Source organism: Brevundimonas sp. NPDC055311, assembly GCF_053645695.1.
Genome location: NZ_JBSHMV010000003.1, coordinates 212,554 through 237,297 on the forward strand (window position 1 = coordinate 212,554; position 24,744 = coordinate 237,297).

At 67.1% G+C, this 24,744-nt stretch carries 25 protein-coding genes; 12 read left to right on the forward strand and 13 right to left on the reverse strand.

What is annotated here, in order from left to right; translation table 11 throughout:
• Nucleotides 1-57 precede the first annotated feature (57 nt).
• Nucleotides 58-672 (forward strand): hypothetical protein, encoded by a 615-nt coding sequence (locus ACWIDZ_RS12165; protein ID WP_453989305.1) that lies wholly within the window; start codon nucleotides 58-60, stop codon nucleotides 670-672.
• A gap of 18 nt (nucleotides 673-690) precedes the next feature.
• Here ACWIDZ_RS12165 and ACWIDZ_RS12170 read toward each other — a convergent pair whose 3' ends face one another.
• Entirely contained in the window at nucleotides 691-1,398 is a 708-nt protein-coding gene (locus tag ACWIDZ_RS12170) for an NUDIX hydrolase (RefSeq protein ID WP_453989306.1), read from the reverse strand.
• A 178-nt stretch (nucleotides 1,399-1,576) separates the two neighbouring features.
• Nucleotides 1,577-3,892 carry a ribonuclease R gene (rnr, locus tag ACWIDZ_RS12175; RefSeq protein ID WP_453989307.1) on the reverse strand — a complete coding sequence of 772 codons (2,316 nt, stop codon included), beginning with the start codon at nucleotides 3,890-3,892 and terminating at the stop codon, nucleotides 1,577-1,579.
• Nucleotides 3,893-4,002: 110 nt separating this feature from the next.
• On the opposite strand from rnr, the gene ACWIDZ_RS12180 reads away from it, so the two are divergent.
• The 3 genes from ACWIDZ_RS12180 to ACWIDZ_RS12190 are packed head-to-tail and all read left to right on the forward strand — an operon-like array spanning nucleotide 4,003 to nucleotide 7,874.
• The gene (locus ACWIDZ_RS12180) at nucleotides 4,003-5,406 is read left to right on the forward strand and encodes a pyridoxal-phosphate dependent enzyme (RefSeq protein ID WP_453989308.1); all 1,404 of its coding nucleotides are present in this window, start codon (nucleotides 4,003-4,005) and stop codon (nucleotides 5,404-5,406) included.
• A 4-nt stretch (nucleotides 5,407-5,410) separates the two neighbouring features.
• Nucleotides 5,411-6,574 (forward strand): cystathionine gamma-synthase, encoded by a 1,164-nt coding sequence (locus tag ACWIDZ_RS12185; protein ID WP_453989309.1) that lies wholly within the window; start codon nucleotides 5,411-5,413, stop codon nucleotides 6,572-6,574.
• 55 nt (nucleotides 6,575-6,629) lie between these two features.
• A complete protein-coding gene (locus ACWIDZ_RS12190) occupies nucleotides 6,630-7,874 on the forward strand; it encodes a mechanosensitive ion channel family protein (RefSeq protein WP_453989310.1) in 1,245 nt (414 codons plus the stop codon).
• 84 nt (nucleotides 7,875-7,958) lie between these two features.
• Here ACWIDZ_RS12190 and ACWIDZ_RS12195 read toward each other — a convergent pair whose 3' ends face one another.
• The 5 genes from ACWIDZ_RS12195 to ACWIDZ_RS12215 all read right to left on the reverse strand — a co-directional run bounded on the left by ACWIDZ_RS12195 (nucleotide 7,959) and on the right by ACWIDZ_RS12215 (nucleotide 11,144).
• Entirely contained in the window at nucleotides 7,959-8,171 is a 213-nt protein-coding gene (locus tag ACWIDZ_RS12195; RefSeq protein ID WP_003167329.1) for a cold-shock protein, read from the reverse strand.
• Between the two features lie 175 nt (nucleotides 8,172-8,346).
• Nucleotides 8,347-8,553 (reverse strand): hypothetical protein, encoded by a 207-nt coding sequence (locus ACWIDZ_RS12200; protein WP_291781507.1) that lies wholly within the window; start codon nucleotides 8,551-8,553, stop codon nucleotides 8,347-8,349.
• A 54-nt stretch (nucleotides 8,554-8,607) separates the two neighbouring features.
• Nucleotides 8,608-9,300, reverse strand: coding sequence for a TorF family putative porin (locus ACWIDZ_RS12205; protein ID WP_453989311.1), 693 nt, complete (start codon nucleotides 9,298-9,300; stop codon nucleotides 8,608-8,610).
• A 38-nt stretch (nucleotides 9,301-9,338) separates the two neighbouring features.
• On the reverse strand, nucleotides 9,339-10,265 hold the full coding sequence (locus ACWIDZ_RS12210) for an NAD(P)H-dependent flavin oxidoreductase (protein ID WP_453989312.1): 927 nt from the start codon (nucleotides 10,263-10,265) through the stop codon (nucleotides 9,339-9,341).
• Nucleotides 10,266-10,544: 279 nt separating this feature from the next.
• Entirely contained in the window at nucleotides 10,545-11,144 is a 600-nt protein-coding gene (locus ACWIDZ_RS12215; protein WP_453989313.1) for a TonB family protein, read from the reverse strand.
• Nucleotides 11,145-11,435: 291 nt separating this feature from the next.
• Between ACWIDZ_RS12215 and queF the strand changes: the two genes are divergently transcribed.
• Nucleotides 11,436-11,897, forward strand: a complete 462-nt coding sequence (queF, locus tag ACWIDZ_RS12220; RefSeq protein WP_453989314.1) for a preQ(1) synthase — start codon at nucleotides 11,436-11,438, stop codon at nucleotides 11,895-11,897.
• Nucleotides 11,898-11,944: 47 nt separating this feature from the next.
• Here the strand turns inward: queF and ACWIDZ_RS12225 are convergent, their stop codons facing one another.
• On the reverse strand, nucleotides 11,945-12,730 hold the full coding sequence (locus ACWIDZ_RS12225; protein WP_453989315.1) for a hypothetical protein: 786 nt from the start codon (nucleotides 12,728-12,730) through the stop codon (nucleotides 11,945-11,947).
• A gap of 210 nt (nucleotides 12,731-12,940) precedes the next feature.
• On the opposite strand from ACWIDZ_RS12225, the gene ACWIDZ_RS12230 reads away from it, so the two are divergent.
• Nucleotides 12,941-13,750, forward strand: a complete 810-nt coding sequence (locus tag ACWIDZ_RS12230) for a DUF817 domain-containing protein (RefSeq protein WP_453989316.1) — start codon at nucleotides 12,941-12,943, stop codon at nucleotides 13,748-13,750.
• Between the two features lie 150 nt (nucleotides 13,751-13,900).
• Here the strand turns inward: ACWIDZ_RS12230 and ACWIDZ_RS12235 are convergent, their stop codons facing one another.
• A complete protein-coding gene (locus ACWIDZ_RS12235; RefSeq protein ID WP_453989317.1) occupies nucleotides 13,901-14,503 on the reverse strand; it encodes a nitroreductase family protein in 603 nt (200 codons plus the stop codon).
• Between the two features lie 45 nt (nucleotides 14,504-14,548).
• On the opposite strand from ACWIDZ_RS12235, the gene ACWIDZ_RS12240 reads away from it, so the two are divergent.
• The 3 genes from ACWIDZ_RS12240 to ACWIDZ_RS12250 all read left to right on the forward strand — a co-directional run bounded on the left by ACWIDZ_RS12240 (nucleotide 14,549) and on the right by ACWIDZ_RS12250 (nucleotide 16,343).
• Nucleotides 14,549-15,178 carry an NUDIX domain-containing protein gene (locus ACWIDZ_RS12240; protein WP_453989318.1) on the forward strand — a complete coding sequence of 210 codons (630 nt, stop codon included), beginning with the start codon at nucleotides 14,549-14,551 and terminating at the stop codon, nucleotides 15,176-15,178.
• A 27-nt stretch (nucleotides 15,179-15,205) separates the two neighbouring features.
• Nucleotides 15,206-16,027: a serine O-acetyltransferase gene (gene cysE / locus ACWIDZ_RS12245; protein WP_088411443.1), complete on the forward strand. Its 822-nt coding sequence runs from the start codon at nucleotides 15,206-15,208 to the stop codon at nucleotides 16,025-16,027.
• Nucleotides 16,028-16,136: 109 nt separating this feature from the next.
• Nucleotides 16,137-16,343 carry a DUF3126 family protein gene (locus ACWIDZ_RS12250; RefSeq protein ID WP_291781529.1) on the forward strand — a complete coding sequence of 69 codons (207 nt, stop codon included), beginning with the start codon at nucleotides 16,137-16,139 and terminating at the stop codon, nucleotides 16,341-16,343.
• A gap of 80 nt (nucleotides 16,344-16,423) precedes the next feature.
• Here ACWIDZ_RS12250 and ACWIDZ_RS12255 read toward each other — a convergent pair whose 3' ends face one another.
• Nucleotides 16,424-17,041 (reverse strand): hypothetical protein, encoded by a 618-nt coding sequence (locus tag ACWIDZ_RS12255; protein WP_453989319.1) that lies wholly within the window; start codon nucleotides 17,039-17,041, stop codon nucleotides 16,424-16,426.
• Between the two features lie 81 nt (nucleotides 17,042-17,122).
• On the opposite strand from ACWIDZ_RS12255, the gene ACWIDZ_RS12260 reads away from it, so the two are divergent.
• The 3 genes from ACWIDZ_RS12260 to ACWIDZ_RS12270 all read left to right on the forward strand — a co-directional run bounded on the left by ACWIDZ_RS12260 (nucleotide 17,123) and on the right by ACWIDZ_RS12270 (nucleotide 21,040).
• Nucleotides 17,123-17,989 (forward strand): 50S ribosomal protein L11 methyltransferase, encoded by an 867-nt coding sequence (locus ACWIDZ_RS12260; protein ID WP_343829020.1) that lies wholly within the window; start codon nucleotides 17,123-17,125, stop codon nucleotides 17,987-17,989.
• Nucleotides 17,990-18,156: 167 nt separating this feature from the next.
• Nucleotides 18,157-19,983 carry an aminopeptidase P family protein gene (locus ACWIDZ_RS12265; protein WP_453989320.1) on the forward strand — a complete coding sequence of 609 codons (1,827 nt, stop codon included), beginning with the start codon at nucleotides 18,157-18,159 and terminating at the stop codon, nucleotides 19,981-19,983.
• 73 nt (nucleotides 19,984-20,056) lie between these two features.
• The gene (locus ACWIDZ_RS12270; protein ID WP_453989321.1) at nucleotides 20,057-21,040 is read left to right on the forward strand and encodes an aldo/keto reductase; all 984 of its coding nucleotides are present in this window, start codon (nucleotides 20,057-20,059) and stop codon (nucleotides 21,038-21,040) included.
• Between the two features lie 63 nt (nucleotides 21,041-21,103).
• On the opposite strand, the gene ACWIDZ_RS12275 is transcribed toward ACWIDZ_RS12270, so the two are convergent.
• The 3 genes from ACWIDZ_RS12275 to ligA form a co-directional block, all read right to left on the reverse strand.
• Nucleotides 21,104-21,526 (reverse strand): DUF2147 domain-containing protein, encoded by a 423-nt coding sequence (locus tag ACWIDZ_RS12275; RefSeq protein WP_453989322.1) that lies wholly within the window; start codon nucleotides 21,524-21,526, stop codon nucleotides 21,104-21,106.
• Nucleotides 21,527-21,706: 180 nt separating this feature from the next.
• A complete protein-coding gene (locus ACWIDZ_RS12280) occupies nucleotides 21,707-22,321 on the reverse strand; it encodes a 3'-5' exonuclease (protein WP_453989323.1) in 615 nt (204 codons plus the stop codon).
• A 14-nt stretch (nucleotides 22,322-22,335) separates the two neighbouring features.
• Nucleotides 22,336-24,660 (reverse strand): NAD-dependent DNA ligase LigA, encoded by a 2,325-nt coding sequence (gene ligA / locus ACWIDZ_RS12285; RefSeq protein ID WP_453989324.1) that lies wholly within the window; start codon nucleotides 24,658-24,660, stop codon nucleotides 22,336-22,338.
• Nucleotides 24,661-24,744 lie beyond the last annotated feature (84 nt).

Here is a 24,744-nt window from a genome sequence, read left to right on the forward strand (position 1 = left end):
AAGTCAACGGTTTCGATGTCGCGTTGAGCGAGGCCCCGAGAGCGGTAGTATTTCGCCATGAAAACGCCCCACTTCAAGCCCGCCCACGCCCTGTCCGCCGCTATCATCGCCGCCGGACTGGCGCTTTCCGCCTGCTCCTCCGAGCCCGCCGCGCCGGCTGCGGCGCCGGCCGAAGCTCCCGCCACGGCCCAGGACGCCTTCTTCGCCAATCTGACCGAACTGTGCGGCCAGCGATTCGAGGGCAAGGTCGTCACGACCGAGGCCGCCGACTCGGATTTCGCCGGCAAGCGCCTGCTGATGCATGTCCGTGACTGCTCGGCGGACGAGATTCGCATTCCCTTCTGGGTCGGCGAGGACCGTTCGCGCACCTGGGTCGTGACCCGCACCGAGTCGGGCCTGCGCCTGAAGCACGATCACCGCCAGCCGGACGGCAAGACGGACCCGCTGCACTGGTACGGCGGCGATACGGCGAACGAAGGCACGGCCGAGCGTCAGGCATTCCCGGTCGATCAGGAATCCATCGACCTGTTCAACGCCAACGACGCCTCGGTCTCGACGACCAACGTCTGGGCCATGGAGATCCATCCCCAAAAGACCTTCAGCTATGAGCTGCGTCGGCCGAACCGCCATTTCCAGGTCGATTTCGATCTGACCAAGCCGGTCGCCGAATAAGACGGCGAGGCCGCCGCGTCAGTCCTGATGGTCGATGACGTGGCGGCCGCGTACCATGTGCACGAAGGGCAGGGGGCGCTGGGGCGTCTCCAGCCGCTCGGCGACCTCGCCCAGCACGAAGCGGGTGATGGCGGGCAGATCCAGCCCTTGCGCCTCTTCCAGCGGAATCCAGGCGATCTCGTCCAGTTCGCCTGAGCCTTCGATTCGGTCGGGATCGCGCAGGGCCTCGACCGGAGCCATGAAGAAGCGGGCGTCGAAACGGCGCGTGCGGCCCGGGGGCGTGATGGCGCGCGCCACATAGGACAGGACCGACAGATCGGGCAGGGCGCCCGCCTGACGATATTCCCGCCACGGTCCGGCGACCGAGGCGGTCGGCGCGGCGCGGCCCAGGATCAGCCCGGTCTCCTCAAAGGTCTCGCGTACGGCGGCCAGGGCCAGGGCGCGGGCGCGGCGGGCGGGCATCTCCGCCTCCAGCCGCCGCGCGACGTCAGGCGACAGGGCGCCGTTCGAGGCGGCGGTGAAGTCGCTGCGTTCGATACGGCCGCCGGGGAACACCCATTTCGAGGCCATGAAGACATGGCCGGGCGCGCGGCGGCCCATCAGCACCTCGGGACGTTTTTCGCCGCGGGTCAGGATCAGGGTGGCGGCGTCCTTGGGGCGCTGGGCTCCGCCTACACGCGGCGCGTCGGCCAGATCCTGGGCGGCGTCGAAGGGGCGGGGGTTCATCGCAAAAACTCCTGCCTTCTCCCCACCGGGGGAGAAGGTGGCTCGCGGAGCGAGACGGATGAGGGGGACGCTTGCTGCGTCCTCAACGTCTGTCGTCCCGCCTGCGGATACAGCCCCCTCATCCGAGCGCCTCCGGCGCCCACCTTCTCCCTCGAGGGGAGAAGGGACGTGATATTCCTCACCGTCGCTTGCCCTTTCTGACGCCCTTCAGGCCGCCGGAAGGCTTGGCGCCGTTGCGGGGCTTGGGACCGCCGGGGCGGCCTTTTCCACGCTTGGGCGGGCCGTCGCCGCCACGTCCGCGCATGCCATAGCGCGGAGCCGGGGCGTTCGGATCGCGCGGGTCCGGCTCGGACAGCATTTCCAGCACCAGACCGCCGGTGACGGGCGTGGCCTCCATCAGGCGGACCTCGACCCGGCGGCCCAGCGGGAAGCGCTTGCCGGTGCGCTCCCCCACTAGGGCGTGGGCGCGGTCGTCGTGGGTGAAATATTCGTCGCCCAGGGTCGAGACGGGGACCAGGCCGTCGGCGCCCGTCTCGTCCAGCCGGATGAACAGGCCGAAGCGGGTGACGCCGGTGATCCGTCCGCTGAAGGTCGCCCCGACGTGCTCCTCAAGGAAGGCGGCGATGTAGCGGTCCATCGCGTCGCGCTCGGCGGCCATGGAACGGCGCTCGGTCTCGGTGACGTGTTCGGCGATGCCGCCCAGCTCGGCGATCTCGCGGTCGGTCAGGCCGTCCGATCCCAGCTTTAGGCCCCGGATCAGCCCGCGGTGGACGATCAGGTCCGAATAGCGCCGGATCGGCGAGGTGAAGTGGGCGTAGCGGTCCAGGTGCAGACCGAAGTGGCCGACGTTCTCAGGAGAGTAGAAGGCCTGCATCTGGGTGCGCAGGACGACTTCGTTGACCACCTCGGCGTGCGGGGTGTCGCGGGTCTCTTCCAGCAGCTTGTTGAAGCGTTTGGTGTTCGGCGCCTCGCCCTTGTTCCAGGGCTTGCCGATGGTGTGCAGGAAGTCGGCCAGGTTGAAGATCTTCTCCTGGCTGGGCGTGTCGTGAACGCGATAGATCAGCGGCGTGTGCGTCTTCTCCAGCGTCTCGGCGGCGCAGACGTTGGCCTGGATCATCATCTCTTCGATCAGGCGGTGGGCCTCCAACGACTTGCGCGGCTCGATGCCGGCGATGCCGCCGTCGGGCGACATGATGATGCGGCGCTCGGGGCTTTCGATGGCCAGCGGGCTGCGGCGCTCGCGGCCCTTCAGCATGGTGCGATAGGCGTTCCACAGCGGATAGAGGATGGCCTCCATGATCGGCCCGGTGGCGTCGTCCAGCAGGCCGTCGATGGCGGACTGCGCCTGTTCATAGGACAGCTTGGCGTGGCTGCGCATCAGGCCGCGCGTGAACTTGTGCCCGGTCTTCCTGCCGTCCTTGTCGAAGACCATGCGCACGGCCATGCAGGCGCGGTTCTCGCCCTGCTTCAGGCTGCACAGGCCGTTGGACAGCACCTCGGGCAGCATCGGCTCGACCCGGTCGGGGAAGTAGGTCGAGTTGCCCTTGGCTCGCGCCTCGCGGTCCAGCGCCGTGTTCGGGCGCACATAGGCGGCGACGTCGGCGATGGCGACCCAGACGATCCAGCCGCCCGCATTGGCCGGGTCTTCGTCGCGCTCGGCATAGACGGCGTCGTCATGGTCGCGCGCGTCGGCCGGGTCGATGGTGATGAAGGGGACGTGGCGCAGGTCTTCGCGCCCCTTCAGCGTCGGGATGTCCTGTTCTTCGGCCTCGCGCTCCACGGCCTCGGAGAAGCCGGTCGGCACGCCGTGGGCGTGGATGGCGATGATGGAGGCCGCGCGCGGGTCGTCCTCGCGCCCGATGTTCTCGAGAATCTTGCCGCGCTTGGGCCCGTAGCGATGCTCGCCCTTCTCGACGGCGGCCAGCACCAGGTCGCCGTCGCGCAGGTCCGTCGCCTGGGCGGCGGGCACCAGCAGCACATCCTTGGAGCGTTTGTCGACCGGCTCAACCCGCGTCTCGCGCCCGCCCTTGCGGATGACGCCCAGCACGCGGTTGGTTCCGACGTCCAGCCGCTTGACCAGGCGCGCCTCCCAGCCGTTGACGCCCCGGCTGAACTTGACCAGCAGGCGGTCGCCCATGCCGGGCGCCGGGCCGCGACCCTCGCGATCGGGCATCAGGACCGCGCGCGGCGCATCCTCGCTGCTCTTGACCAACTCGACGTAGAGCTCGCCGTCGGCGTCGCGATCCACGACATCGACCACCCCGACCGGGGGCAGGGCGCCGGCTTCGGAAAAGCCCTTGCGGCCGCGCTTGCCCAGGCGGCCCTCGGCCTCCAGCTCCTTCAGCATGTCGCGCAAGTGCCGACGCTCGGCGCCTTTCAGGCCGAAGGCGCGGGCGATGTCGGCCTTTTCGGCTTCTCCGGCCTCGCGCAGGAAGGCCATCAGGGATTCTTTGTCGGGCAGGCCCGCAGCGGGGCGTTTCGGTGTCTTGACCATTGCGCCCTTTCTAACGCGCTTCGCGGCGAAAGGGTGAAAACTTGCATGAGTTGACCGCGACGGTGCGGACGCCCAGCTTCATTCGAAACCGTGCAACGGAGCCTGCCTTCATGTCGATGACCGACGCCCCTGTTCTCAGCCGTCCGGCGAAGAGCCTGCTGGACCTGATCGGCAAGACGCCGATGGTCGAGGTGACGCGGATCGACACCGGCCCCTGCCGCCTGTTCCTGAAACTGGAGAGCCAGAATCCGGGCGGCTCCATCAAGGACCGCATCGCCCTGTCGATGATCGAGGCGGCCGAGAAGGCGGGCTGGCTGAAGCCGGGCGGCACCATCGTGGAAGCTACAGCGGGCAACACCGGTCTGGCCCTGACCCTGGTCGGCAAGCAGAAGGGCTACAACGTCCTGCTGGTCATCCCCGACAAGATGTCGAAGGAGAAAATCCAGCACCTGCGGGCCATGGGCGCCGACGTGCGCCTGACCCGCTCGGACGTGCCGCACGGCCACCCCGAATACTACACCGACATGGCCGAGCGCCTGGCCCAGCAGATTCCGGGCGGCTATTTCGTCAACCAGTTCGCCAACGACGCCAACTCCGAGGCCCACTTCAGGACGACCGGTCCCGAGGTCTTCGAGCAGATGGACGGCGACATCGACGCCTTCGTCGCCGGCATCGGCTCGGGCGGGACGATCACGGGCAACGCCCGCTATTTCAAATCGCAGGGCTCCAAGGCCACGATCATCCTCGCCGACCCGGTCGGCTCGGCGCTGGCGGGCCTGATCAACGAGGGCGTGCCGGGGCCGGACGGCAGCTATACGGTCGAAGGCATCGGCCAGAACTTCATGCCTGAAACGACCGATCCCGACCTGATCGACGTCGCCTATTCCATCCCCGACGCCGAGGCGATCGCCACGGTACGCGAGCTGCTGCTGAAGGAAGGCATTCTGGCGGGATCGTCGTCGGGCACCCTGATCGCTACGGCCCTGCGCTGGTGCCGCGAGCAGACCGAGCCGAAGCGGGTCGTGACCTTCGTCTGCGACACCGGCGCCAAATACCTGTCCAAGGTCTACAACGACGCCTGGCTGGCCGATCAGGGCCTGGCCGAGCGCGAGCTGCACGGCGACCTGTCGGATCTGATCAACCGCAAATACGCCGCCGGCGATGTGGTGGTGATCGGGCCGGAAGATACCCTGGATACCGCCTTCAAGCGGATGCGCGGCGACGGCCTGTCGCAACTGCCGGTCATTCAGGACGGCCGTCTGGTCGGCATTCTGGACGAGAGCGACATCGTCCACATCATGAACACCGACGACATCACCCGTCAGGAGCGCTTCGCCAAGCCGGTCGCCTCGGCCATGACGCGCGATCTGGACACGCTTCAGGTGACGGAGTCGCTGGACGCCCTGATCCCGGTCTTCGACCGCGACCGCGTCGCTATCGTGCTGGACGGCGAGATCTTCGTCGGCCTGATCACCCGCACCGACCTGATCAACCACCTCAGCCTGAACCGGTAAGAGCATGGCAGACCTGAAGAACAGCCAGGGTTTCTCGACCCGCGCCATCCATGCGGGCCAGCAGCCGGACCCGACGACGGGTGCGGTGATGACGCCGATCTACGCCACCTCGACCTACGCTCAGGAAAGCCCGGGCGTGAACAAGGGCTATGAATACGCGCGCGGCAAGAACCCGACGCGCGAGGCGTTCGAGGGCTGCATCGCTGATCTGGAGGGCGGGGTTCAGGCCTTCGGCTTCGGCTCGGGCATGGCGGCGACTTCGACGGCGCTGGAACTGCTGGACGCCGGGTCGCACATCATCACCGGCGACGACCTCTATGGCGGATCGTGGCGGCTGTTCGAGCGGGTGCGCCGTCGCTCGATGGGGCTGGACTTCAGCTACATCGACCTGACCGACCTCGCGGCTGTCGAGGCGGCCATCACTGAAAAGACGCGGATGCTTTGGGTCGAGACCCCGACCAATCCGCTGATGAAGCTGGCCGACATCGAGGCCCTGTCCAAGATCGCCAAGGCGCACAAGCTGATCCTGGTGGTCGACAACACCTTCGCCACGCCGTGGAGCCAGCAGCCGCTGGCCCTGGGCGCCGACGTGGTCATGCATTCGGCGACCAAATATCTGAACGGCCACTCCGACATCGTCGGCGGGGTGCTGGTCGCCAAGGACGCCGAGATGGCGGCCCAGCTGAAGTTCCTGCAGAACTCCATCGGCGGCGTCATGGGGCCGTTCGACGCCTTCCTGGCCAATCGGGGTCTGAAGACGCTGGGCCTGCGCATGAAGGCGCACAATGAGAACGCCCTGGCCGTGGCGCGCTGGCTGGAAGATCGAAAGGGCGTCGCCAAGGTGCTCTATCCGGGTCTGGTCAGCCACCCGCAGCACGAACTGGCCGCGCGGCAGATGAACGGCCGCTTCGGCGGCATGGTCACCCTGCTGATCGACGGCGATCTGGAGCGCACGAAACGGGTGCTGGAGCGGGTGCAGGTCTTCACCCTGGCGGAATCGCTGGGCGGCGTGGAAAGCCTGGTCAATCACCCGGCCATCATGACCCACGCCAGCGTGCCCAAGGAGGTCCGCGAGGCCGGCGGCGTCACCGACAACCTGATCCGCCTGTCGGTCGGGGTCGAGGACATCGACGACCTGATCGCCGACCTGGACCAGGCCATCGCCTGACGCCGATTGACGCGCCGGGGTTCAAAACCCCGGCCGTCCTGCCTAGGCTGGGCCCATGTTTGATTTCATCGCCATGCGTGATCGCCTGGCGGAGTTCCCGACAGCGGAGATGCTGATCGGGCTCTGTCTCCTCGTTCTTCTTGCCTTCGTCGCGGACTTTGTGGTCCGCCGCATCCTGACCCGGCTGATCCTGCGCATCGTCGGGCGCGCGGTGCATGATCTCGACGCCCTGTTGCAGCCGGTGGTGCGCAGCTTCACACGCGTCGTCCCGGCCATCATCATCCATCAGGGCATAGGCGGCGTGCCGCACCTGTCGACGGGCGCCGTCACCCTGATCCAGAACGTGGCCGGGGCCTTCATGATCGTGGCCGTGGCCATCGGCATCGGCGCGGGTCTGGATATGGCCAACGCCCTCTACGTTCGCTCGCCGCGCGCCCACCGCCGCAGCATCAAGGGCTATCTGCAGGTCCTGAAGATCGTCATCTACGCCATCGCCACCATCCTGGTGATCGCAGCCCTGATCGACCGTTCGCCGCTGCTGCTGCTGTCGGGTCTGGGCGCGCTGGCCGCGGTGCTGATGCTGGTGTTCAAGGACACGATCCTGTCGCTGGTGGCGTCGGTTCAGCTGAACTCCAACGACATGCTGCGCGTCGGCGACTGGATCGAGATGCCCCAGTTGAACGCCGACGGCGACGTCATCGACATCGCCCTGCATACGGTGAAGGTGCAGAACTGGGACAAGACCATCACCACCATCCCCACCTGGCGGATGATCAACGAGTCCTACAAGAACTGGCGCGGGATGCAGGAGAGCGGCGGGCGCCGCATCAAGCGCGCCCTGCTGATCGACCAGACCAGCGCGCGCTTCCTGACCGAGGCCGAACGCGACCGGATGCGGCGCTTCCTCCTGATCGACGACTATCTGGCCGACAAGGCCGCCGAGATGGCCGACTGGAACGCCAAGCTGGTCGAGGCCGGGCGCGATCCGGTCAATATGCGGCGCTCGACCAACATCGGCGCCTTCCGCGCCTATGTGCAGAACTATCTCGAGAACCATCCGCGCATCCGTCAGGACATGACCCTGCTGGTGCGTCAGTTGCAGCCGACGGAGACGGGACTGCCGCTGGAGATCTACGCCTTCACCGCCACGGTGGCCTGGGCGGAGTATGAGGCGATCCAGGGCGATATCTTCGACCACCTGCTGGCGATCCTGCCCGAGTTCGGCCTGCGCCTGTTCCAGTCGCCCAGCGGGGCGGACTTCGGCCAACTGCGCTCGCCGCCGGCCATGGAGCGGGCATAGAAAAAGCGCGCAGGGTCGCCCCTGCGCGCTCTGTCCTTTTCCTGGCCGCCCGTCATCGCTGACAGGGGCGGCGAGGGGGCTGGATCAGCCTTCGGTCTTCAGTTGACCGGCCGATTCCTTGCCCGAGCGACGGTCGCGCTCGATTTCGTAGGAAACCTTTTGGTTTTCATCCAGGCCGCGCAGGCCAGCCGCTTCCACGGCCGAGATGTGGACGAAGACGTCCTTGCCGCCGTCATCCGGCTGGATGAAGCCGTAGCCCTTGGTGGAGTTGAACCATTTCACAGTGCCGGTAGCCATTTTCAGGACCTCCGCTAGAAGTTGGCCTCAGAGAACGTCCCTGAAGACCTGTCGGGTCTGTATGGATCGGCTTAGACCTCGGTGCGCGGGGCAGAAGGCAGAGCGTTACGCAGAGAGATCGACCGTCACAGGGTGAACGGTCCCGGCGGCTAAAGCAAGGCGTACGAAAAGATCGTCAGCTTTCAACGGCCTGCGTCGGCGCGGACCAGTTTTCCTGGCACAGTTTGCGCAGGGCGTTGGTGATGGTGGAGCCGTACAGGGCGTCCTGAATGCGGTCGTAGCCTTCGCTCTTCAGGGCCTGCTTGACCTCTCCCACCGTGCGGCAGGCGCCGCTTTCAGCCAGCTGGTACGCACGTTCGAGGGTCGTCGGGCGGAATGTCATGCGCCAAGCTTAGGCCCATTGGTCGGAAAAGGCCAAAGCCTCTGTCCGCCTCGGTCAGAAGTAGACGCTGATCCCGGCGACCAGGGCGTCGGCGTACTGCTCGCCCGGCGCCTTGGCGTTGGTGCCGTGCCAGCGCAGTTCGGCTTCCAGGTTGGAGGTGAGGGCGTAGGTCGCCCCGATGTTGTAGCCGGTGTAGTCGACGCTATTGTCCTGCTCGCGACGTCCGACCTCGGCCGAGACGTTCAGCTTGTCCGTGAAGTCCCAGCCGCCGCGCAGGGCGACCCAGGTCCAAGCCTTCACCGAACCGGCGCCGTCGGGCGAGTGCTGCAGCCGCAGGCGCGCGCTGGCCGGGCCGATCGAGCGCTTCATGTCGGCCGTGAACTCCCAGGCGTTGGCGTCATAGCCGGGGTCGGCGTCCACCCGCCACTTGTGCGCGACGTTCAGGTCGAAATCGAAGCCGCCCCACTGCGGACGCACGCCGCCGGTCAGCTCCAGCTCCAGGTCCGAGCCGCCGCTCTTGATCGTTTCGGCGGCGGGGCTGACGTAGAAGAGGCCGCTTTCGCTTTCCCATTCCGCCGCGCCCCAGACGAAGGGATCGCCGTCCGACTTGGAGGCGTCCTTGGAGCGGTTGTCGCTGCCGGCGCCGGCGCTGAAGCTCCAGCGGCCGGGCATGTCCTGCGCCTGGGCCGTCGAGGCCAGGATCAGGAGCGGGGCGGTCGCCAGAAGGGCGGTCGTCAGGATGCGCATGAATCGGCCTCGAAAGGGGTGAGCTTCGAGGCCGCTTCCTAGAGACGCTTCTTGTCGAATTTATCACAGGCTTGCGAAAACTCGTCCGTCAGCCGAGCGACAAGCTGGGCCGTTGTGGGCACGTCGTGGATGGCGCCCGAACCCTGGCCCGCCGACCAGACGGTCTTCCACGCCTTGGCCTCCTCGCCCATGTCCAGCTTGTGCTCGGGCAGGGACTTGGGGTCGATCCTGTTCTCAAGAAGCGACGGGGTCAGGAAGTTGGCCGGAATGCCGGACACCGCCGGGGTGTAGGTGATGTCCGCCGAACCCGACTGGACGATCAGCTCCTTGTAGTGCGGCTGGGCCGCGCTTTCGGTCGTGGCGATGAAGCGGGTGCCCATATAGGCGAAGTCGGCGCCCATCATCAGCGCCGCCGCCACGTCCTGACCGGTCGACAGGGCGCCGGCCAGGATGATGGTCCCGTCATAGAAGCCGCGCACCTCGTTGATCAGGGCGAAGGGGTTCACCACGCCCGCGTGTCCGCCTGCGCCGTTGGCGACCAGGATCAGGCCGTCGACGCCCGCCTCGGCCGCCTTGCGCGCATGACGCACATTGGCGATGTCGTGGAAGACCACGCCGCCGTAACCGTGCACCGCGTCCACCATGTCGCGCACGGCGCCCAGGGAGGTGATGATCAGCGGCACCTTCTCCTCGACCGAGACCATCATGTCGGCCATCAGGCGCGGGTTGGTCGGGTGAACGATGTGGTTGACGCCGAAGGGGGCGGCGTCGGGCGTCAGGCGCGACTTGATCTCGTGCAGCCACTCCCGATAGCCCTCGGTCGTGCGCTGGTTCAGCGAGGGGAAGGTCCCGATCACGCCCGCATTGCAGGCCTCGACCACCAGATCCGGCCCGGACACCAGGAACATGGGCGAGGCGATCACCGGCAGCTTGAGGCCGGACTGCAGGGAAGCGGGAATGGCCACGGGTCGTCTCTCCTGAGTTGCTTTTGGCTACGCTAACCGGCTGTCGTCAGGGAAGGCAATGCATTCGGCTCCCTTCTCCCCTTGTGGGAGAAGGTGGCAGGCGAAGCCTGACGGATGAGGGGTGTGAGCGCCTCCGCATCCGATGATCGCACGGTTGAGGCGCAGAACAGCGAAACTTGCGCCGACACCCCTCATCCGAGCGCCTCCGGCGCCCACCTTCTCCCACAGGGGGAGAAGGAAAAAACAGAGTCCAATTCGCCTGAATCGTCTGAAATCGCATCAGTGGATGCTGAAGGGCACGGTGACGACGAAGGCGGACCCGACCTCTTCCGGCCGGATCGTCGCGGGGTTCAGCCGTCCCCGACGGACGATTTTGACGGCCGCTTCTCCGAACCCGCTGCCGGGAGGAACCTCGGCGACAACGGCGCAGTTGGTCGGCTTGCCTGACAGCGTCACTTCACAACGAACGGCGGCGCCGCCCGAGAGGCCGCGATCGACCGCCCTTTGCGGATAATCAGACGCTGTGGGGCGAGGCGGCGTCAGCCACCGGGCTTCCACATTGGCGAACGTCGCCGCCAGGTCCGTCGGAGGCGGCTCGGGGCCGAGATTGAACGGCACGCGAACGGCGAAGCGGCGAGGGGCCGCGACAGCGCCGTCATCGCTGGCGATCACGCGTCCGCGTTGCACGATGCCGAGGGCGGCCTGACCGAAACCCATGCCCGGAGGCGTTTCAGAACGGACTTCGCAGTTGACGGGGCTGCCGTCCGGCGTGGCGTCGCAGGCGATCACGGCGGCTCCGCTGGCGTCTGCCTGCAGGGCCGCTTCAGGGAAGTCATCGACAGAGGCCTGCGGCGGCACGCTCCAGCGCGGGGGCGGCAAGGCTTGATCGGCGTCTTGGGCTAGAGTCGCTGAGGGCAGGGCGACACCCCTGAAACGATCATGAGGGCGCCCAAGGCAAAGCTAAACCTGGCAGATAGGATCATGGATGCTCCTGAAACAGGCGACTGAAGAAGGCTCGGAAAAAGAGAGTCCAATTCGTCTGAATCGTCTGAAATCGCCCTTCGCCGTCCCCCTCGGCCGGGCGCAGTCTAGCACAGGCGAAACGGGGGGATGGCCGATTGCGGAGGGGGCGGCGTTTTCTTTGGCGGGGCGAACGCCTAAATGGCGGGCATGACCCACTATACCGACAGCCTCAGCCAGCTCGGCGTCCAGACCGCCGCCCCGACCAACCCGGAAGAGGCGGTTCTGGAGCGCGTGCCCAATCCGCACGCCGACACGCTCTATGTGGCGCGCTTCACCGCGCCGGAGTTCACCAGCCTGTGTCCGGTGACGGGCCAGCCCGACTTCGCCCACATCGTCATCGACTATGTGCCGGGCGACTGGCTGGTCGAGAGCAAGAGCCTGAAGCTGTACCTGACCAGCTTCCGCAACCACGGCGCCTTCCACGAGGACTGCACCGTCGCCATCGGCAAGCGCCTGGCCGAGCTGCTGCAACCGAAATGGCTGCGCATCGGCGGCTATTGGTATCCGCGCGGCGGCATCCCCATCGACGTCTTCTGGCAGACGGGCGCGCTGCTGGAGGGCGTGTGGCTGCCGGATCAGGGCGTGGCGGGGTATCGCGGGCGGGGGTGAGGGGGCGGCGAGGCCGCCTCGTGCGCAGTTAGGTTCCTAGTAACGTTTCAGTACATTCTCTGATCTGTAATCTGTTGCTCGGTTGGTATTCCTGCAGCTTCTAGGAAGTCCTTTAAATCCTGATATTTGGATCGATATCCTGAAACCCGAATTATCTTTGGGCTAAAGATAAGGCCAAGTTCCGATACGGCACCTCCTGCATTGTTTCTTACGAAAAGAGGAGATATCGCTTGAAGAATGTTGTTTGCAGATTGGCGATGCTGCTGAACATTCCGGCAATGTGCGTTGATGGCGAAGCGAAATGAACCAACGATCACATCAATGAGAGAGGTGAAGTGCGATTGACCGATTGCTGAATAATGGTAGCCGACGATGCGCCGCATCGGAACCTCAGCCGCATACGGTATGCCTACCAATCCGATGCTGAATTTTTCGGCTAAGTGAGCTTCAATCTGGTTTCCAGCATCATTAAATCTATCAATCAACACTAAGCCAGTCTCATTCAATCGATTGAGCAGGCAGTCGAAGTGAAAACAAACCGTATTGATGCCGTTACGGCGGGCTTCATCAGGATTGGTCGCGATGTCGTGTAGAACTAAGTAGCCTAGCAATTTAACTCCATGTCTTACTGTTGCATCAATGACTTGGCGTTTTAGTTCGATAAATTGTTCGTGTGAAAATCCCTCTGGGCCAGGGTTAAACTTAAGTCTGTATTCACGGGGGACGTTTAGGTTGGCGCGAATAGCGTCGATTTCACGTGAAAGATCCATTGCGCGCGTGCCGTCAATGGCGATGCCTGCGTAGATTAGAAAGTCGCCGGGGCGATCTTCCATATTCGATTCGTCGCAATACAGAAGGTGCATTGCCATGCCTTTCCTCGGATGCTTGCAGGTTGAAAAGCGCTATTACGATGATAGAGGCAGATTTCCGATAAATGGCAATCGCTTCGGCAATCCAATGTGTCCTCACCTCTAGCTATCGCTGAATCTCCGCCCATGACCCCATCCCCCCGTCTCCCGCTCGAAGCTTGGGGCCGTCGGCTGATGACCCGCGCGGAGGCGTGGGCCGACCGCTCGCGGCTTCGCCGTTACGCCTATGAGTTCCTGTGGTTCGGGCTGAAGCAGGGGTGGGCGTGTCTGTTCGGCGGGGCGATGCTGGCGCTGATCCTGGGGACGTTCCTGTTCTGGCCCGATCAGGCGCCGCTGGCGCGTTATGACTTTCTGGTGCTGGGGGCGCTGGGGATACAGGCGCTGATGCTGGCCTTTCGGCTGGAGAGCTGGGAGGAGGCGCGGGTCATCTTCCTGTTCCATGTCGCCGGGACGGTCATGGAGCTGTTCAAGACCTATCACGGGTCGTGGATCTATCCGGAAGAGTCGGTGCTGAGGATCGGCGCCGTGCCGCTGTTCTCGGGCTTCATGTATGCGGCGGTGGGCAGCTACATCGCGCGGGTGCAGCGCATCTTCCATATCCGGGTGAGGCGCTATCCGCCGCTGTGGACCACGTGGGTGCTGGCGGCGGCGATCTACGTCAACTTCTTTGCGCACCACTGGCTGCCGGACGTGCGGCTGGCGCTGTTCGCGGCGACGGGGCTGCTGTTCGCGCGGGGGTGGTTCTACTTCACCGCCGACCGGACGCGGCGGTCGATGCCTCTGCTGCTGGGCTATGGGCTGGTGGCGCTGTTCATCTGGTTCGCGGAGAACCTGGGGACGTTCGCGCGGGCCTGGGTCTATCCGGGGCAGGAGGGCGGATGGGAGATGGTCAGCCTGAACAAGCTGGGGGCGTGGTTCCTGCTGATGATCATCTCGGTGGTGCTGGTGTCGATCGTGCACCGGCCGGAGGAGGAGGGGCGCTGATGCGTCCTTCTCCCCTTGTGGGAGAAGGTGGCCGAGCACAGCGAGGTCGGATGAGGGGGCTCTCCGTCGTTGCAAAACCCCTCATCCGTCAGCCCTCGGGGCAAGCCCGAGGACTGCCACCTTCTCCCACAAGGGGAGAAGGGAAAGGCGCTACGGCCGGGCCGTCACCTTGTGCTCCAGGTTCGGGCGGGGGCGCTCCAGCGGGGGCTCGGACAGGGAGCCGACGTGGATGAAGCCGGCGATGCTCTCGCCGTCCTCGACGCCGAACAGGGCGACGGCGGCCGGGTCGTAGGCGTACCAGTCGGTGATCCAACTGGCCGAATAGCCCAGGGCGTTCGCCGCGTGCTCAAGGTTCATGCAGGCGGCGCCGGCGGACAACTGCTGCTCCCACACCGGAACCTTGTGGCCTTGAATGGGGGTCGAGACGACCAGGATGGTCCGCGGCGGGTTGGCCAGCTTGGCCAGGGAGGCGATCTCCTTGCCGGTGCGGTTCTGGGTTTCGCCCAGGGCGGCGAGGGCCTCGGACAGGTCGGCGCGGCTTTGCGGGCCCAGCACGACGAAGCGCCAGGGGAAGAGCTTGCCGTGGTCCGGCGTGCGGGCGCCCAGCAGAAGAATCTGCTCGATCTCGGCGTCCGAGGGGCCGGGCAGGGTCAGCGACTGGGCCGGGGCCGAGCGGCGCACGGCCAGGCGCGACAGCAGTTCTTCCGAACGGACGGGCAGGGGCAGGGGGGAAGCGAGGTCTGACGGGCTCATGGCGGATAGCTAGGCTTTCGGGACGGGCTGCGCCATAGCAGGGGCATGAGTCAGATTCGCGACATCAAGCCTCGCTGGGCCGAGGGCCTGCCTGATACGCCGCCGTGGCGCAGCCTGGGCGACAGCGTTCTGGTCGACACGCCCTGGATGCGGGTGACGCGCCACCCGGCCGTCGCGCCGACGGGGGCCGACGCCGACTATGTGGTCGTGCGGCCCCGGAACGTGGGGACGGGCGTGCTGCCGCTGCATGACGACGGGACGGTCAGCCTGGTGGGCCAGCACCGCTTCGCCCTGATGCGCTATTCCTGGGAGATGCCCGAGGGCGGGGCGCCGGAGGGGGAAGACCCCTTTGAAGCGGTGAAGCGCGAACTGGCCGAGGAGGCGGGGCTGACGGCGCAGCACTGGCGCGCGGCGCTGGACGTGGACCTGTCCAACTCCATCACCGACGAGCGGGCGATGACCTGGGTGGCCTGGGGGCTGGAGGCGACCGGGACGGCGCCGGACGAGACGGAGGTCTTCCTGTCCGCGCGCGTCCCCTTTGGCGAACTGATGGCCGAGATCGCGCGTGGGGCGGTGCGCGACGGGCTGACGGTAGCGACGGCCTATCGCGCCTACCATATGGCGCGGGAGGGCGAACTGCCCGCCGCGCTGGCGCGTTCCATGCTGGGCGCGTAGGGTCGAGCTGAAGTTTAAGGAAGCCTGATGGCCAAGCTGGAAGTCGTGCCGAAGCAGCCGGACCTGTGGGCGCAGTTGCGCGCCGCCGCCGAGGACGCCGCGCGCGAGGAGCCGCGTCTGGCGTCGCAGCTGAACGCCGTGGTGCTGGCGCACGATGATTTCGCCGGGGCGCTGAGCTTCCAGATCGCGCGCAAGCTGGGCGATGCGGAGCTGGGGGCCATGACGGTGCGCGAGGTGGCCCTGTCGGCCTTCGCCGCCGATCCGGGCATCGTCGCCGCCGCCGAGGCGGACCTGAAGGCGGTGCAGGAGCGTGATCCGGCGATCCGCTCGCTGTTGCAGCCCTTCATGTATTTCAAGGGGTTCCAGGCGTTGCAGGCCTGGCGCGTGGCGCACTGGCTGTGGGAGCAGGACCGCGACACCCTGGCCTTCCATTTCCAGAGCCGGATTTCGGAGCTGTTCCAGCTGGACATCCATCCGGCGGCGCGGATCGGCTCGGGCGTCTTTCTGGATCACGGCACGGGCATCGTCATCGGCGAGACGGCGGTGGTGGGCGACGAGGTGTCCATGCTGCACGCCGTGACCCTGGGCGGGACCGGGGCCGAGCGCGGCGACCGTCACCCGAAGATCGGTCGCGGCGTCCTGCTGGGCGCCGGGGCCAAGGTGCTGGGCAACATCACGGTCGGCGACTACGCCAAGGTGGCGTCCGGCTCGGTGGTGCTGAAGCCGGTGCCGGCGGGCTGCACCGTGGCGGGGGTGCCTGCAAGGCTGGTCAACTGTCCGACCGACGCCACGCCCGCGCGGACCATGGACCATACGCTGTCCGACATCGTCTATGACTTCGTGATCTGAGAGGGCGCGTCTGTGGACGCCTGACGCGCGGGCTTCCCAAGGCGGGGCGGCTTCTCTAGGGTCCGCGGCCAACGACATGCGCCCCCGGCGCCAAAGCGAGGCTACCCCCGTGAAAGAATCCGATCTGAAGCGCGTCGAGACGCACCTGAAGCGCACCTTCAACCACGGCGGCGTCAAGGTGAAGGCCCGCAAGGTCGCCGACTCCGCCGAAGTCTATGTCGACGACGAGTTCATCGGCGTGGTGTTCGAAGATGAGGACGAGGCCGGCTCCTTCATGTTCGAAATGGCCATCCTGGCGGAAGACCTGCCGGAATAGGCCCTACGACAGTCGAGAATTGAAGAAGGCCGGAGAGGGCGTCCTCTCCGGCCTTCCTTGCATTTGCGATCAGTCTTCGATCACCAGCCGAACAGACGGGCGAAGAAGCCCTTCTTCTTTTCGGGGGCGGGCGTGTCGACGGGCTTCACCGGCTCGACCGCCGCAGCGGCGGCGGCGGGCGCCGTGGCCTGAACGGGCGGCTCGACCGGCTCGGGCTTCGGCGCGGGCTTGGTCTCGACGGGCGCCGGAGCCAGGGAGGCGGCGACCGGCGTCTCGGCCGGGGCCGGAGCGGCTGCCTTGGAAGCGGCGGGTTTCTTGGGCGCCGCAGCCTTCTTGGGCGCAGCGGCCTTGGCCGTTGCCGCCTTGGCTGTCGTCGTCCTGGCGGCGGCCGGCTTCTTGGCCGGGGCGGCCTTTGCGGCGGCCGGAGCCTTTGCGGCTGCAGGCTTCTTGGCGGCGGTCGCCTTGGCCGGAGCCTTCGTCGCGGCGGTCTTGGCGGTCGTGGCCTTGGCCGTAGCGGGCTTGGCGGCCTTGGGCGCAGCCGCCTTGGCGGGGGCCTTCGCCGCAGCGGCGGCCTTTACGGTCTTGGGCTTGGCGTCAGCTTTTGTCGCTGTCGCGCTCGACTTTGCCGCCGGTTTCGGCTTGGAAGCGGCGGAGGCCGCTTTCGCGGCAGGTTTCGTTTCAGACGGTGCTTTGGCCATAAAATCCCCGACCCCTCGTTGGACGCGGACGTGAGAACCAAGCCCGCACTGGCGATTCGTTATTATAACGGTGTTTAAGAAATGTCCGAATCCGCAGTTCAGGTGATCGCGCGCGGCGATCGCGCCCCCGCCGAGGCCGCCGCCGCCGCCATCGACGCCAATCCCCTGTTGGAAGGCGCCACCTATTCCATCCTGGAAGAGGACGAGGACCGCAATATCTGGCGCATCGACGCCTTCCCCACGACGGATGAAGAGGCCGAGGGGATCGCCGAAATCCTGCGCGCCACGCCGGGGCTGGAGGTGATCGTCGAGAAGCTGGCTGACGCCGACTGGCTGGCCATGAGCCTGTCGGGCCTGCCGCCGGTCGAGGCCGGGCGCTTCTTCGTCTACGGCGCGCACGATCAGGGCAAGGTGCCTGAGGGCCGGGTCAACCTGAAGATCGACGCGGGCGCCGCCTTCGGCACCGGCCACCACGGCACGACGGTCGGCTGCCTGGAGGCGTTCGACAATCTGCTGAAGACCGAGACGTTCGAGAAGGTTCTGGACGTGGGCTGCGGCACAGGCGTGCTGGCGATTGCGGCGGCGAAGACGGGTTCGCCCATCGCGGTCGGCACGGATATCGACGAACCCTCGGCTCGCATCGCCAATGAGAATGCGGCGATCAACGACGCCAAGTGCGACTTCTACTTCGCCGATGGTCTGAGCGATGCGCGGATTGCGCAGCACGCCCCGTATGATCTGGTGTTCGCCAACATCCTGGCGGCGCCGCTGGTGTTCCTGGCGCCCGAGATCGGCGCGGCGCTGAAGACGGGCGGGGTCGCGATCCTGTCGGGCCTGCTGCGGACGCAGGAGGAGCGGGTGCTGGAGGCTTACCTGCCGCTGGGCTTCGTGGTGGAGCAGACGATCCATCATGATGCGTGGAGCGCGCTGCAGTTGCGGAAGAAATAGGGCGCTATTTTCCTTCTCCCCTTGTGGGAGAAGGTGGCTCGCGAAGCGAGACGGATGAGGGGTTTCTCGCCGTTTGCCGAGCCCCTTCATCCGCAGTCGCGAGACCCCTCATCCGGCCCTACCGGGCCACCTTCTCCCGCAAGGGGAGAAGGGTGTAAGGACCCCTCATGCGCCAGACATTCGACGAAACCACCGATCCGTCCTTCGGGGCCAAGCACCTGCCTCTGCTCCGCGCCGAGATGGCGAAGCAGGGGCTCGACGGCCTGCTGGTCCCGCACGAGGACGAGCATCAGAACGAATACCTGCCCGACGCCAATGAGCGGCTGGCGTGGGTCAGCGGCTTCACCGGCTCGGCCGGGGCGGGCGTGGTGCTGAAGGACCGGGCGGCGGTCTTCGTCGACGGCCGCTATACGGTGCAGGCCAAGGCCCAGACGGACGAGACCCTGTTCGAGCGCCAGCCGCTGAACACGCTGGCCGACTGGCTGGCGGCCGTGCCGTCGGGTTCGGTGCTCGGCTATGATCCGCGCCTGCATAGCCCCGATGCGCTGGCGACCCTGCGCGCGGCGGTCGAGAAGGCCGGGGCGACGCTGAAGGCGGTCGAGGCCAATCCGATCGATCTGGCCTGGGGCGACGCTCGCCCGGCCCAGCCGCAGGCGTCGGTGGTCCCGCACGAAGACCGCTATTCCGGCGAGGGCGCCGCATCCAAGCGCGCCCGCATCGGCAAGGCCATCGCTGAGGCCGGAGCCGAGGCCGCCGTGCTGACGGCGCCGTCGTCGCTGGCCTGGCTGTTCAACATTCGCGGCGGCGATGTGATCCGCACGCCGCTGCCGCTGGGACAGGCGGTGGTGAAGGCCGACGGGACGGCCAGCGTCTTCCTCGACCCGGCCAAGGTGACGAACGAACTGCCCGGCTGGCTGGGCGATGCCGTGACGCTGGAGGCGCCCGAAGCGCTTCCGGGCGCGCTCGACGCCCTGTCGGGGCGCAAGGTGATGATCGACCCGGCCGTGTCCTCGGCCTGGTATTTCGACCGGCTGGAAGCGGCGGGCGCGACCATCGTGCGCGGCATGGACCCCTGCGCCCTGCCGCGCGCCCAGAAGAACGCCGTCGAGATCGAGGGCAGCCGTCAGGCCCATATCCGCGACGGCGCGGCCCTGACGCGGTTCCTGCACTGGGTCGATACGGTCGCGCAGAAGACGCTGCCGGACGAGCGGGCGGTGGTCGAGGCGCTGGAAGGCTTCCGCGAGGCGACCGGGATGCTGAAGGATCTGTCCTTCGACACCATCGCCGGGGTCGGGCCGAACGGCGCCCTGCCGCACTACAAGCCGGTGGGGGCCAAGATCCGCCAGATGGAGGCGGGTAGCCTGCTGCTGGTCGACGGCGGCGGTCAGTATCTGGACGGGACCACGGACGTGACCCGCACCATGGCCATCGGCGAGGGCACGGCCGATCAGCGCAGGATGTTCACCCTGGTCCTGAAGGGTCACATCGCCATGGCGGTGATCCGCTTCCCGGCCGGGACCAGCGGGCGCCAGCTGGACGCCATCGCGCGCCAGCCGCTGTGGAACGCAGGCTTCGACTTTGACCACGGCACGGGCCACGGCGTGGGGTCGTATCTGGGCGTGCACGAGGGGCCGCAGCGCATCGCCGGTTGGGGCACGGACCAGCCGCTGCTGACCGGCATGATCCTGTCGAACGAGCCGGGCTATTACCGCGAAGGCGAGTGGGGCATCCGCATCGAGACGCTGCAGGTCGTCACGGCCCCGGCCCAGGTTCCGGGCGGCGAGCGGCCGATGCACGGGTTTGAGCAACTGACGCTGGCGCCGCTGGACCGCCGCCTGATCGACACGGCCCTGCTGACGGCGGACGAGCGGGCCTATGTCGACGCCTACCACGCCGAGGTTCTGGCCAAGGTCGGGCCTCTGCTGGCCGACGGCGTTCAGAAGGACGAGGCGGCGCTGGACTGGCTGAAGGCGCAGACGGCCCCCTTGAAATAAGGCCATACGGCGCCCATCTGAAGAGGGTCGGCGGATGCGCCGCCGACCCCCTCACATCAGAAGGAATGCGCGGATGAAGATGCGCAAGCTGGGCCGTAACGGCCCTGAGGTCTCGGCCGTCGGTCTGGGCTGCATGGGCATGAGCGCCTTTTACGGCGGCGCCGACGAGGCCCAATCCATCGCGGTGATCCACCGCGCGCTCGACCTGGGCGTCACCCTGTTCGACACGGCCGAGATGTACGGCCCCCACACCAATGAAGTCCTGGTAGGCAAAGCGCTGAAGGGGCGCCGGGACGAAGCCTTCATCGCCACCAAGTTCGGCATCAATCGCCAGCCGGACGGTTCGGCCATTACCGACGGCTCGCCCGCAAACGTGCGCCGCGCGGTCGAGGGCAGCCTGAGCCGCCTCGGCGTCGATCACATCGACCTCTATTACCAGCACCGCATCGACCCCAATACGCCGATCGAGGAGACGGTCGGGGCCATGGCCGAGCTGGTGAAGGAGGGCAAGGTCCGCTTCATCGGCCTGTCCGAGGCGGCGCCGGCCACCCTGCGCCGCGCCCACGCCGAGCATCCGATCACGGCGCTTCAGACCGAATATTCGCTGTGGAGCCGCGATCCGGAGGACGAGCTTCTGGGCGTGGTGCGCGAACTGGGCATCGGCTTCGTGCCCTACAGTCCGCTCGGCCGGGGCTTCCTGTCGGGCGAGATCAAGTCGATCGACGACCTGGCGCCCGACGACTTCCGCCGGACCAATCCGCGCTTTGCGGGCGACAACTTCCAGAAGAACCTCGATCTGGTCGATGCGGTCGGGGCCATCGCGGCGGACAAGGGGGTGACGGCGGCGCAACTGGCCCTGGCCTGGGTGCTGGCGCAGGGAGAGGATCTGGTCCCCATCCCCGGCACGCGCCGCATCGCCACGCTGGAGCAGAACGCGGCGGCGGCGGACATCGTGCTGACGTCCGATGATCTGGCGCGGATCGAGGCCGTCTTCCCGCGCGGGGCGGCGGCGGGCGAGCGCTATGCGCCCGGCGGCATGAGCTCGCTGAACCGCTGATATGAAAACGCCTCCCTCGCGATCGCGGGGGAGGCGTTTTTCGTTTGGGCTTGTGAGGAGGGACTACTGGACGCGGGTCCAGGTCTGAGTCTTGCACAGGGGGGCGACGATGCAGCCGCGCAGGCGCAGCGTATTGTTGTTGGTCAGGGTGATGGTGCCGCGATAGGTGCCGCCGTCCTCGGGGTTGTAGACCGAGCCGCCGCGCCATTCGGTCGGGCCGCCGGTGAAGCCCGACAGCATCCGCAGGCCGCGCAGGGGACGGTCGCGCAGGGACTCGTCCTTGTTGCGCTGATCCTTCACCTCGGGGTTGGCGCGGATGTGGCTGGAGGTGACGAGGACGCCGCACAGGGCCTGGCCGCAGCGTTCGATGCGGACCTGGCCGCCGTTGGTCGGGGTCTGCCACAGACCGGTGGGGTCGCTGGCGAGGGCCGGAGAAGCGAGGGCGGCGGCTGCGACGGCGAGCGCCGTCAGGACGGAGGTCTTCATCGGCGTTTTCCTTCTGACGGATCGTCGAGGCGATCCCTTGGTCGAAGGGTGGGCCGGGTTTCGGTCTGAAACAAGGCCGAAATTGTGAACTTCACTCAATGATTACATGACCTTAGGTCAAGTTGGACGCGCTGCGAACGCCTAAGGCGATGGATTCGGGCGGCTTTTGCCGAGGGCCCGTCAGCCGCCGCGCGGGCGGCGTGGACGGGTTCCGGCGTTGGAGCAGGGCGAATAGCCGTCGCGCCAGACGCGGCCCATGGTCAGGCGGCTGGCGTCGGCCAGGGCGCGGCAGTCGGCGGCCTGATGCATCTGAGCCGCCGCCAAGGCCACGGAGGCGCAGGCGAAGGCGTCTTCAGCAGCGTCGTGGTGGCGGAAGGCGACGCCCAGTTCGGCGCAGACGTTGTTCAGCTTGTGCGAGGTGAAGTCCGGCCAGCTGATCTGGGCCAGCTTGACCGTGCAGAGGTAGTCGAATTCGGGATAGGTCAGGCCATAGTGGTCACAGGTGTTGCGGATGACGCTGACGTCGAAGGCGGCGTTGTGGGCCAGCACCGTGCGGCCTTCGAGGCGCGGGGCGATGGCGGCCAGGACAGCGGGAAACTCCTCGGCGTCCTCGACCTGTTTGGGGCCGATGCCGTGGAAGGCGATGTTGAACCCGGCGAACCGCATCCCCGGCGGGCGGATGTAGTGGTGCTCGACGGATTCGATGACGCCGTCGTTGATCCAGGCCAGGCCGATGGAGCAGGGGCTGGCCCGCTGCTCATTGGCGGTTTCGAAGTCGATGGCGACGGCGTGCATCAGGCGATCATATTTCAGGCGATGAGGGCCAGCCACTCGTCCTCGGTCAGGACGGTCACGCCGTGTTTTTCGGCGTCCTTCAGCTTGGACCCGGCGCCGGGGCCGGCGACGACATAGTCGGTCTTTTTCGACACGGAGCCGCTGACCTTGGCGCCCAGGCTTTCGGCGCGGGCCTTGGCTTCGTCGCGGGTGAAGCGTTCCAGCGAGCCGGTGAAGACCACGGTCTTGCCCGCCACGGGGCTGTCGGTCACGGGGGCGGCCACGTCCTCGACGCGCTCCAACTCGGCCAGCAGGGCGTCGACGACCTGAAGGTTGTGCGGTTCGTGGAAGAAGTGGGCCAGCGCTTCGGCGGCGACCGGGCCGACGCCGGAGACGCCCGCGATCTGGTTCAGGATGTCGGAGGGGCCCTCATCACGCGCGACGGCGGCCCAGCGGGTCAGGTCGCTCCAGCCCTCGGAGATTTCCGCCAGCGAGCGGCGGGCGGGCGCGGCCATGCCGGGGAAGGCGAGGGCGATCTTCTGATCCATGGGCGCTTCCGGCCAGGGATCGTCGGCGGGCGGGTGAGCCTCGGCCATCAGGCCCAGTACGCGGGTGGAGATGGCGTGGGTCGCGGCCAGCGTCTTCCAGTCGTCGCTGGCGAGGCCGTTCGCGGCGGCCATGCAGGCGTCGCGGAAGGCGGTCCAGCTGCCGAAGGCGCGCGACAGGACCAGAGAGGTCTGCTCGCCGATTTCCCGCACGCCCAGACCGAAGATCAGGCGGTCGAGGCTGATGAGGCGGCGGGCGTCGATCCCGGCGATCAGGTTGCGGACGCTGGTCTCGCCATAGCCGTCCTCGGCGCGCAGCAGGGCCAGCTTCTCCTCGTCCCGGGCGAGGCGGAAGATGTCGGCGGGCTCCTTGATCCAGCCGCGCGCGTGGAAGGCGATCAGCTGCTTTTCGCCAAGCCCTTCAATGTCGAAGGCGCGGCGGCTGACGAAATGCTTGAGGCGTTCGACGATCTGGGCGTCGCAGATCAGGCCGCCGGTGCAGCGGCGCTTGACCTCGTCTCCCTCGCGCACGGCTTCGGAGCCGCAGACGGGGCAGACGGTGGGGAAGACGTAGGGGACGGCGTCGTCGGGACGCAGGGTTTCGACCACGCCGACGATCTGGGGGATGACGTCGCCGGCGCGTTGCAGGACGACGGTGTCGCCGATGCGGACGTCCTTGCGGGCGATCTCGTCCTCGTTGTGCAGGGTGGCGTTGCGGACCACGACGCCGCCGACGGTGACGGGATGCAGGCGGGCGACGGGGGTCAGGGAGCCGGTGCGGCCGACCTGAATGTCGATGCCTTCCAGCACGGTCGTCGCCTGTTGCGCCGGGAATTTGTGGGCGATGGCCCAGCGGGGGCTTCTGGCGATGAAGCCGAGACGCTGCTGCCAGTCCAGCCGGTCGACCTTATAGACCACGCCGTCGATGTCGTAGCCGAGGCGGCTGCGGTCGGCCTCAAGCGCCTGATAGACGCCGATCAGGCCGTCGGCGCCCTCGACGCGGGCCGAGCGGTCGTTGACCTGAAAGCCCCAGCTGCGGAAGGCCTCCAGCGCGCCTGCCTGCGTCTCGGCGAAGGGGGCGGAGGTCTCGCCCCAGGCGTAGGCGAAGAAGGTCAGGGGGCGCAGGGCCGTGATCTTCGGGTCTTTCTGGCGCAGCGACCCGGCGGCGAAGTTGCGCGGGTTGGCGTAGGTGCGCTTGCCTTCGGCCTCGGCCGCCGCATTGAAGGCGTCGAAGGCGGCATTGGGGGCGTAGACCTCGCCCCGGATCTCGATGACGTCTGGCCAGCCCGAACCCGCCAACGTCTGGGGGATGCTGTCCAGCGTGCGCAGGTTGGCGGTCACGTCCTCGCCCGTCTTGCCGTCGCCGCGCGTGGCGCCCTGAACCAGGACGCCCTTCTCGTAGCGCAGGCTGGCCGAGAGGCCGTCGATCTTGGGCTCGGCGACGAAGGCGATCGGCTCATCGCCCGGCAGCTTCAGGAAGCGGGCGATGCGGGCCACGAAGTCGCGCACCTCGCCGTCGTCGAAGGCGTTGTCCAGCGACAGCATGGGTACGCCGTGGCGGACCTCGGCGAACTGGGTCGAGACGGGGGCGCCGACGCGCTGGGACGGGGAGACGGGGCTGGAGAGCGCCGGGAAGGCGGCTTCGATAGCCAGGGCGCGGCGTTTCAGGTCGTCGTAGTCGGCGTCGGAAATCTCGGGCGCGGCGTCGGCGTAGTAGAGGGCGTCGTGACGCGTCAGTTCGGCCGACAGGCGCTCCAGCTCTTCGCGCGCCTGGGCTTCGGTCAGGGTTTCGACAGGCGTGAAGAGATCGGACATGAGAATCGCAGGAAGTCGGCAAAGGCGGAACGGTTCCTTATCATCCCCCGACCTTGATGGCAGACGCGCCATGACAGAAACGTA

What these genes read in the sequence shown, in the direction of transcription:
- queF (WP_453989314.1), top strand. Translation starts at nt 11,436, where the DNA reads ATGACCCACTATACCGACAGCCTCAGCCAGCTCGGCGTCCAGACCGCC.
- ACWIDZ_RS12200 (WP_291781507.1), bottom strand. Translation starts at nt 8,553, where the DNA reads ATGACATTCCGCCCGACGACCCTCGAACGTGCGTACCAGCTGGCTGAA.
- ACWIDZ_RS12195 (WP_003167329.1), bottom strand. Translation starts at nt 8,171, where the DNA reads ATGGCTACCGGCACTGTGAAATGGTTCAACTCCACCAAGGGCTACGGC.
- ACWIDZ_RS12255 (WP_453989319.1), bottom strand. Translation starts at nt 17,041, where the DNA reads ATGGCCAAAGCACCGTCTGAAACGAAACCTGCCGCGAAAGCGGCCTCC.
- cysE (WP_088411443.1), top strand. Translation starts at nt 15,206, where the DNA reads ATGGCCAAGCTGGAAGTCGTGCCGAAGCAGCCGGACCTGTGGGCGCAG.
- rnr (WP_453989307.1), bottom strand. Translation starts at nt 3,892, where the DNA reads ATGGTCAAGACACCGAAACGCCCCGCTGCGGGCCTGCCCGACAAAGAA.
- ACWIDZ_RS12180 (WP_453989308.1), top strand. Translation starts at nt 4,003, where the DNA reads ATGTCGATGACCGACGCCCCTGTTCTCAGCCGTCCGGCGAAGAGCCTG.
- ACWIDZ_RS12170 (WP_453989306.1), bottom strand. Translation starts at nt 1,398, where the DNA reads ATGAACCCCCGCCCCTTCGACGCCGCCCAGGATCTGGCCGACGCGCCG.
- ACWIDZ_RS12270 (WP_453989321.1), top strand. Translation starts at nt 20,057, where the DNA reads ATGAAGATGCGCAAGCTGGGCCGTAACGGCCCTGAGGTCTCGGCCGTC.
- ACWIDZ_RS12165 (WP_453989305.1), top strand. Translation starts at nt 58, where the DNA reads ATGAAAACGCCCCACTTCAAGCCCGCCCACGCCCTGTCCGCCGCTATC.
- ACWIDZ_RS12240 (WP_453989318.1), top strand. Translation starts at nt 14,549, where the DNA reads ATGAGTCAGATTCGCGACATCAAGCCTCGCTGGGCCGAGGGCCTGCCT.
- ligA (WP_453989324.1), bottom strand. Translation starts at nt 24,660, where the DNA reads ATGTCCGATCTCTTCACGCCTGTCGAAACCCTGACCGAAGCCCAGGCG.
- ACWIDZ_RS12260 (WP_343829020.1), top strand. Translation starts at nt 17,123, where the DNA reads ATGTCCGAATCCGCAGTTCAGGTGATCGCGCGCGGCGATCGCGCCCCC.
- ACWIDZ_RS12280 (WP_453989323.1), bottom strand. Translation starts at nt 22,321, where the DNA reads ATGCACGCCGTCGCCATCGACTTCGAAACCGCCAATGAGCAGCGGGCC.
- ACWIDZ_RS12225 (WP_453989315.1), bottom strand. Translation starts at nt 12,730, where the DNA reads ATGGAAGATCGCCCCGGCGACTTTCTAATCTACGCAGGCATCGCCATT.
- ACWIDZ_RS12275 (WP_453989322.1), bottom strand. Translation starts at nt 21,526, where the DNA reads ATGAAGACCTCCGTCCTGACGGCGCTCGCCGTCGCAGCCGCCGCCCTC.
- ACWIDZ_RS12235 (WP_453989317.1), bottom strand. Translation starts at nt 14,503, where the DNA reads ATGAGCCCGTCAGACCTCGCTTCCCCCCTGCCCCTGCCCGTCCGTTCG.
- ACWIDZ_RS12190 (WP_453989310.1), top strand. Translation starts at nt 6,630, where the DNA reads ATGTTTGATTTCATCGCCATGCGTGATCGCCTGGCGGAGTTCCCGACA.
- ACWIDZ_RS12230 (WP_453989316.1), top strand. Translation starts at nt 12,941, where the DNA reads ATGACCCGCGCGGAGGCGTGGGCCGACCGCTCGCGGCTTCGCCGTTAC.
- ACWIDZ_RS12185 (WP_453989309.1), top strand. Translation starts at nt 5,411, where the DNA reads ATGGCAGACCTGAAGAACAGCCAGGGTTTCTCGACCCGCGCCATCCAT.
- ACWIDZ_RS12205 (WP_453989311.1), bottom strand. Translation starts at nt 9,300, where the DNA reads ATGCGCATCCTGACGACCGCCCTTCTGGCGACCGCCCCGCTCCTGATC.
- ACWIDZ_RS12265 (WP_453989320.1), top strand. Translation starts at nt 18,157, where the DNA reads ATGCGCCAGACATTCGACGAAACCACCGATCCGTCCTTCGGGGCCAAG.